Origin of the sequence: Mycobacterium sp. 852014-52450_SCH5900713, assembly GCF_001667075.1 — a bacterium.
GTDB lineage: Bacteria > Actinomycetota > Actinomycetes > Mycobacteriales > Mycobacteriaceae > Mycobacterium.
Genome location: NZ_LZIL01000025.1, coordinates 1 through 6,542 on the forward strand (window position 1 = coordinate 1; position 6,542 = coordinate 6,542).

General features: G+C 66.3%; 6 protein-coding genes and 1 pseudogene. 3 read left to right on the forward strand and 4 right to left on the reverse strand.

Annotated elements, in window-relative coordinates:
• Nucleotides 1-592, forward strand: a pseudogene (locus A5773_RS06185) (DNA polymerase III subunit gamma/tau); the annotation flags it as partial.
• Between the two features lie 29 nt (nucleotides 593-621).
• On the opposite strand, the gene A5773_RS06190 reads toward A5773_RS06185, so the two are convergent.
• Both A5773_RS06190 and A5773_RS06195 read right to left on the reverse strand, forming a co-directional pair.
• A complete protein-coding gene (locus tag A5773_RS06190) occupies nucleotides 622-1,932 on the reverse strand; it encodes a class I SAM-dependent methyltransferase (protein ID WP_369817328.1) in 1,311 nt (436 codons plus the stop codon).
• Between the two features lie 5 nt (nucleotides 1,933-1,937).
• Nucleotides 1,938-3,341 carry an FAD-binding oxidoreductase gene (locus A5773_RS06195; RefSeq protein WP_066955890.1) on the reverse strand — a complete coding sequence of 468 codons (1,404 nt, stop codon included), beginning with the start codon at nucleotides 3,339-3,341 and terminating at the stop codon, nucleotides 1,938-1,940.
• A 66-nt stretch (nucleotides 3,342-3,407) separates the two neighbouring features.
• Between A5773_RS06195 and A5773_RS06200 the strand changes: the two genes are divergently transcribed.
• A complete protein-coding gene (locus A5773_RS06200; protein ID WP_067790033.1) occupies nucleotides 3,408-3,845 on the forward strand; it encodes an SRPBCC family protein in 438 nt (145 codons plus the stop codon).
• On the opposite strand, the gene A5773_RS06205 is transcribed toward A5773_RS06200, so the two are convergent.
• Nucleotides 3,842-4,618: a methyltransferase domain-containing protein gene (locus A5773_RS06205; protein WP_066956051.1), complete on the reverse strand. Its 777-nt coding sequence runs from the start codon at nucleotides 4,616-4,618 to the stop codon at nucleotides 3,842-3,844. The two genes, A5773_RS06200 and A5773_RS06205, sit on opposite strands and share 4 nt — an antisense overlap.
• Before the next feature lie 189 nt (nucleotides 4,619-4,807).
• Here A5773_RS06205 and A5773_RS06210 point away from each other — a divergent pair, with 189 nt between their 5' ends.
• Complete coding sequence (locus A5773_RS06210; protein WP_067790035.1) at nucleotides 4,808-5,674, forward strand: class I SAM-dependent methyltransferase; 867 nt, start codon at nucleotides 4,808-4,810, stop codon at nucleotides 5,672-5,674.
• 10 nt (nucleotides 5,675-5,684) lie between these two features.
• On the opposite strand, the gene A5773_RS06215 is transcribed toward A5773_RS06210, so the two are convergent.
• Nucleotides 5,685-6,542 (reverse strand): SDR family oxidoreductase (locus A5773_RS06215; RefSeq protein ID WP_197507853.1); only part of this gene is annotated, 858 nt, incomplete at its 5' end.

Here is a 6,542-nt window from a genome sequence, read left to right on the forward strand (position 1 = left end):
CGCTGGCGCCCCCGGGGGGGAGCCCGCCCCGCCCAGGTCCGCTCCGCCCGTTCCCAAGCCGGAGGCGGTCCCCGAACCGGTCCCGTCGCCCCCCGTGCCCGAACCGGCCGCAGCGCCGATCGCCGAACCGGCCACGCCCGGTGAACTCAACGCGGCCGCCGTGCGGACCATGTGGCCGACGGTGCGCGACAAGGTGCGCCAGCGCAGCCGCACCACCGAGGTGATGCTGGCGGGCGCCACCGTCCGCGCGATCGAGGAGAACACGCTCGTGCTGACGCATTCGTCGGCGCCGCTGGCCAAGCGGCTGTGCGAACAGCGCAACGCCGACGTCATCGCCGAAGCGCTCAAAGACGCGCTGGGCGTCAACTGGCGGGTGCGTTGCGAGGTGGGCGCGGCAGCGCCGGTCGAGTCGGCCGCGCCGACCCCGAGGGCCGCAGAGCCGGCGCCCGACGTGACGCAGCGCGACGAAGAGGAACACATGCTCGCCGAAGCCGGCCGCACGGAGTCCTCGGCGCCGCGCCGCGATCCGGAGGAGGTCGCGCTCGAGCTGTTACAGAACGAGCTGGGCGCCCGCCGGATCGACGGGGGCTAGCGGCGGGTCGGCGCCCGAGGGCTAGCGGGCTAGGGCGTCCACCAGGGCCGCAGCGGCAGGTGGTCACCGCCCCGCTCGTCGGCGTGGGCCGCCAGCACGTGGTGCAGCTGCAGGTTGTTCTGCTCGAAGGCGACCCGCGAGGCCGCCATGTACAGGCCCCACACCTTGGCGGTGGCCAAGCCGACCTCGTCGACCGCTTCGTCCCAGTGCTCGACGAGGTTGCGGCACCAGTCGCGCAGCGTCATCGCGTAGTGATGCCGGAAGTTCTCCTCGTGCAACACCTCGAAGCCGACGTCCTGGACCTCGGTGATGATGCGCCCCGAACCGGTCAGCTCCCCGTCCGGGAACACATACCGGTCGGTGAAGCCGCCCGCGAAGGAGGTCGACTTGTTGTCGTGGCGGGTGATGCAGTGGTTGAGCAGCAGCCCGCCGGTGCGCAGCTTCGACTTCAGGAACCCGAAGTAGGCCGGATAGTTCTTGACACCGATGTGCTCGGTCAACCCGATCGAGGACACCGCGTCGAAACCGCCCTCGCGGATGTCGCGGTAGTCCGAATGCCGGACTTCGGCCAAGTCCTCGAGACCCTCATCCCGGATTGCCCCTTGCGCCCACTTCGCCTGCTCGCTCGACAAGGTGGCGCCGATCACCCGGACGCCGCGTCGCGCGGCGAAGCGCACCATGCCGCCCCAACCGCAGCCGACGTCGAGCAACCGGTCACCTTGCTGCAGCCGCAACTTCTCGAAGACCACCCGGTACTTGTTCTCCTGGGCTTCTTCCAGCGTTGCGTCGGCGTCGGGGTAGACCGCACACGTGTATGTCATCGACGGGCCGAGCACCCATTCGTAGAAGGCGTTGGAGACGTCGTAGTGGTGGTGGATGGCCTCGGCGTCGCGGGTCTTGGTGTGCATCAGCCCGTCGGCGATCCGCCGCCACCGGGGCGGCGTTTCTTGCGGCGGCGGGGCGATCGGGACCAGCCGCTCCAGCCCCATCGAGCGCACCACGTTGGCGAGCACCCGTGCCGGCGGCCGCTTGAATTGGACGCGGTCGGTCAGCGTCTTGAGCAGCTGGTAGGGATCACCGGGGTGCACGCCGTAGAGGTCCAGGTCGCCCGCCACGTATGCGCGGGCCAGACCCAGTTCACCGGGAGCGGTGGCCAGGTAGGTGGCGCCACGCGGGGTCCGAAGATCCAGGCCCAGTTCCGCGTCCTTGCTGCCGGCGGTGCTGCCGTCGTAGGCGGTGAACTTCAGCGGGTGTCGCCCGGTGGCGGCGAAGATCTCCAGGATCTCCGCCATGCTGAGTTTTCCGGCCGTGGCACGGCGGGGTTCCTTGGTCTCGCTAATAGAAGTCATCGCCGTTGCACCGCCTTTGCGTAGAGGTCGAGTAGCCGGGAATCGGGATCGTAGGTTTTCTTGACCGTGTTGTAGGCCTCGCCGCCGTACAACTCGTCGAATTCCTCGCGGGCGTAATAGGAGTCGGAATACAGCGACTTGTGCCCGTCGAGCTCGCTCACCTTCGCTTCGATCGTCCGGTTGGTGGCGCCTTCCGTGGCGCCCGCCGGCACCGAAGACCAGAAGCCGATGTTGACGTACGTGTGGTCCGGCCGCATCGGATACAGCGGCCAGCGCCCATGGTCGCGCAGCCGTAGCGGACACAGCCAGATCGGGGTGATGGGCACGCTTCGCAGGAACCACTCCAGGAACTCGCAGGTCCGTTCGACCGGCACCTCGACATCCTGGACCACCCGCTCCCGCGGGGGACGGCCGTGGCGTTTCTCGATGCGGTCGGCGACGCCGAAGCGCTGGTCCATGGCAACGAGCTTCGAGTAGACGCTGCTGCGCCGGTAGCGGCGCGGCCACCAGCGCCGCAGCCGGGGGTTCTGCACACCGAACGCGCGCGAGCACCAGAACCAGTCGGTGTCCCAGCGCCAGAAGTAGTCGTGCGTCGTCAACCGGTCGTCTTTGGTGGCTTCTTGTGCGAGTTCCGAGCCGGGGGAGTCGTGCCGGATCGACTGGTAGTAGATGCTGTTACCGGTGTAGTCGCTGACCGGCCCCGGGGTGGTGGTTCGCCGGCCCACGCACAGGTAGCTCTCCTCGGCGCTGAACACCACACCGTCCAGATAGTCGACCGGCGTCCCGCCCTGCCCGCCGGTATCGATGATGCGTTCCATCGCCGCGATCAGCGCCGGCAGCGAGCGGAACCGGACGTGCCGCAACGCGACAAACGGCGCGATTGGCTCCAGCTCGATCCGCAGCCGCGTTGAATACCCAAGCGTCCCATAGGAATTGGGGAAAGCGCGGAACAGGTCGGGATGCTGGGTGCGCGACGCGGTGAGCAACTCGCCGGCGCCGGTGAGGATGTCCATTTCCAGCACCGATTCATGCGGCAGGCCATTGCGAAACGATGCCGACTCGATGCCCAGGCCGCTGACCGCACCGCCGAGCGTGATGGTCTTCAATTGCGGGACGACCAGTGGCGAAAGGCCGTAAGGCAGCGTCGCGGCCACCAGATCCTCATAGGTGCACATGCCGGCCACATCGGCGGTGCGGGCCTCGGGATCGACGCTCAGCACGCGGGTCAGACCCGACGTGTCCAGGCCGTGGGCGTCGCGTTTAGTGCGGGCGCGGAACAGGTTTGAGGTCGGCTTGGCGAGCCTGACGGCGGACGTTGCCGGGATGGATCGATAACTCGCCATCAACCGGTCAACGCCCGCCTTGTGCGCCGAGAGTGCAGATCCAGGGACAGGCACCACATATACCCTAGTCTTCGACAACAGCCCGTGCACCCGCGCGCGGGCCGCATAGCTTCAGGAGTTGTTTTGGGACAGGTGAGTGCTGCCAGCACAATTTTGGTCAATGCCGAGCCGGGCGCCACCCTCGCGGCCGTCGCGGACTATCAGCAGGTGCGCCCGAAGATTCTGTCCCCGCAGTACAGCGATTACCAGGTGTTACAGGGCGGCCAGGGCGCCGGTACCGTCGCCAAATGGAGGCTGCAGGCCACCAAATCTCGCGTCCGCGACATGCAGGTCAGCGTCGACGTCGCCGGCCATTCCGTCATCGAGAAGGACGCCAACTCGTCGATGATCGTCAACTGGACGGTGGCCCCCGCCGGTCCCGGGTCCAGCGTCACCGTGAAGACCACCTGGACCGGTGCGGGCGGCGTCAAGGGTTTCTTCGAGAAAACCTTTGCGCCGTTGGGATTGAAGAGGATTCAGGGCGAGGTATTGGCCAACCTGAAGCGGGAACTGGAAAGCTAGCCCGAGCCGGAACGGCGGCTGGCAACCGCCACCGTCGGCCCCAAGCGTTGGTTCGGGAATTCGACGGTGATCGCCGGGTCGGCGAACTGGGCGAGCGCCCTCAGCGCCGACGGGCTGTACGTGCGTAGCTGGCTGATGAAACCGTCGTGTGCCAGCGGGCTCACCCGGGTAAAAGGCCACGTCGCCGCCAACACCACCGAGTGGAGCGCTGCCGCGGGCCGGCGGAGATCGATGATCAACAACTTTTTCGCGGCCCGGGTCCCTTCGGCGAACACCCGGGCGGCCCGCGCGGGCGGCAGGTGATGTAACGACATCGCGAAAACCGCGAGGTCGTACTGCCCGTCCGGGGCGTCGATCGCGGTCGCGTCCATCTGCCGCACCGTGGCCCGTGGGTGAGTGCCGAGGTCCCCGGCGGCGACGGCGGCCACGAACGTGGGGTCGATGTCGGTGACCGTCACGTGTGCGGTGGGGAGCATCTCGAGCAGCTTGCTCGACAGCCCGCCGAGGCCCGCCCCCAGCTCGAGGATCTTCGGAGAGGGCGTATCGGCCAGCTCGGCAAGCACGATCCTGGCCAACTTTTCATGAGCACCCAAGAAGCGTCGTCGTCCGGCGCGGTCGAGCGCGTGGACGACCTTTTGCTTCAGATCGTCGACATCGTCGCGGTCGAGGTATTCCAGCCGCTCGGTCTGCAACCGACGGTCCAGCCAGGAGGCGTTCGGCCCGCCCCGGGGCATGTTCGCGATGTCGTGGGCGCTGCTGTCCACGTAGATCATCATGGACCATCGGTGCACCGATCGACCGAGTTTTGCGCGCAATCCGTGGCCACAGAAGTGCTCGATCTGTGTTGTCGTGCCGGGGCCCGCGCTACCATGAATTGCCGGTTTCCCGAAGGGAAGACAATGCGCGGAAATTCCTCTGCGATCCACCGGGCGTTCCGGACAGTTTCCCAGTCCTATGGCCTGATGCGACAAAAAGACGCCGCGGCTTACTACACGATGATCGGCGACGACGTCATCGATTTCATGAATGAGGGTTACGTCGATAACTCCAAGCCCTTGTGGCTAAACCTCGGTTACTGGAAAGTCGCTCGCACCTATCCGGACGCTTGTGTCGCGATGGTGGAGCTCTTGGGGACGCGGGCCGGGTTGAAACCAGGCGACAGAGTCCTCGACGTCGGCGTCGGTTTCGGGGAGCAGGACTTTGTTCTTCTCGAGCGCTTCAAGCTTTCCCACATTACGGGTATCGACATCACCCCGGTCCACGTCGACATGGGCCGAGACCGCGTCGCCAAGCGCGGGCTGGACAACCAAATCGATATCCGGTGCGGTTCCGCGACTGCAATGGATTTTCCCGACATGTCGTTCGAAAAAGTCTTGGCCCTGGAATGCGCATTCCACTTCGACACCCGCGATCAATTCATCCGCGAAGCGTTCCGCGTCCTCAAGCCCGGCGGAACCATTGCGCTCACCGATATGTTGCCCAAACCTGGCAAGAAATCCGGACTGACGACCGCGTTCGGCCGGAAGTACGGACACATTCCGAAAGCCAATTACTACGACCGGCAGGAATACTCGGGCCGGCTGGCCGCCGCGGGATTCGGGGATATTCGGGTGGAATCGATCCGGGAAGACGTGTACCCGGGCATGGCCAAGTACACCCGGCAGCGCATTCAGGCAAAGAAAAAGATGAATGAAGTGGTCGTGGAAGTGACGGAAGACGATCGCGCGCAATGCCGCGGCGTATCGCTGTGGGAACGATCGACCGGCTTCTCGGACTATGTGATCGTGTCGGCACGGAAGCCCTTGGAAGCCAAGGGAATTCGCCGATGACGTGGACGTGCTAGAGGAGTCCGAGCAGTCGCAGGTCGGTCGCGTACTTGGTGATGATCGGCGCCGACACGTGCGGAATGTCATGGTCGGGGCCGATTTTCGCGTCCTGGACCGCGGCACGGAACCGGTCGGTCGGCGCGTAGGACCCGCGGCTCGGCTCGGGGGGCTCCAACTGGTCGGCCGCGTGTAACACGAACTCCAGCACGTCCTGGACCGAGTGCCGGCGCTGTCGATCCGGCAGCGCACTCAGGGCGGCCTCGAACCGCTGCAACCACTCCCCGAAGTCGCCGATGCGCTCGATCGGGTGGCCGGCCTCGATCAGCCAGTCGACGTACTCATCGAGCCCGATGCCGTCGTCGTGCGGGTTCATCACGTGGTAGGTCTGGAATCCGTCGACCGCCCGGGCGCCCAGCGTGGCGATCGCCTCGGCGACGAAACCGACTGGCAGCCCGTCGAAGTGTGCGCGTTGCCGATTGCCGTCGGCGTCGAGCCGGAAGAACGAGGCGGGCGCGACGCCGGTGGCCAGGATGCTCAACGCCGTGCGGGTGAACACGTCCGGCAGATTGAGCTGGCCCGCATACGCGGGGTCGGCCAGGATTACGTCGCAACGAAATACCGAGACCGGCAGCCCGCACAGGTCGTGGGCCTCGCGCAGCAGTACCTCGCCGGCCCACTTGCTGTTGGGGTATCCGTTGCCGTAGCTGTGGTCGATCCTGCGGGTGGGGCTGATGACCCGGATGTCGGCGTCCTCGGTGAACAGCGACCGTTCGATCTGGTAGCCCACGGCGCTCGTCGACACGTAGGCGTAGGGCTTGATCTTGGTGGTGAGTGCCATCCGGATCAGCTCGGCGGTGCCCATGACATTGGG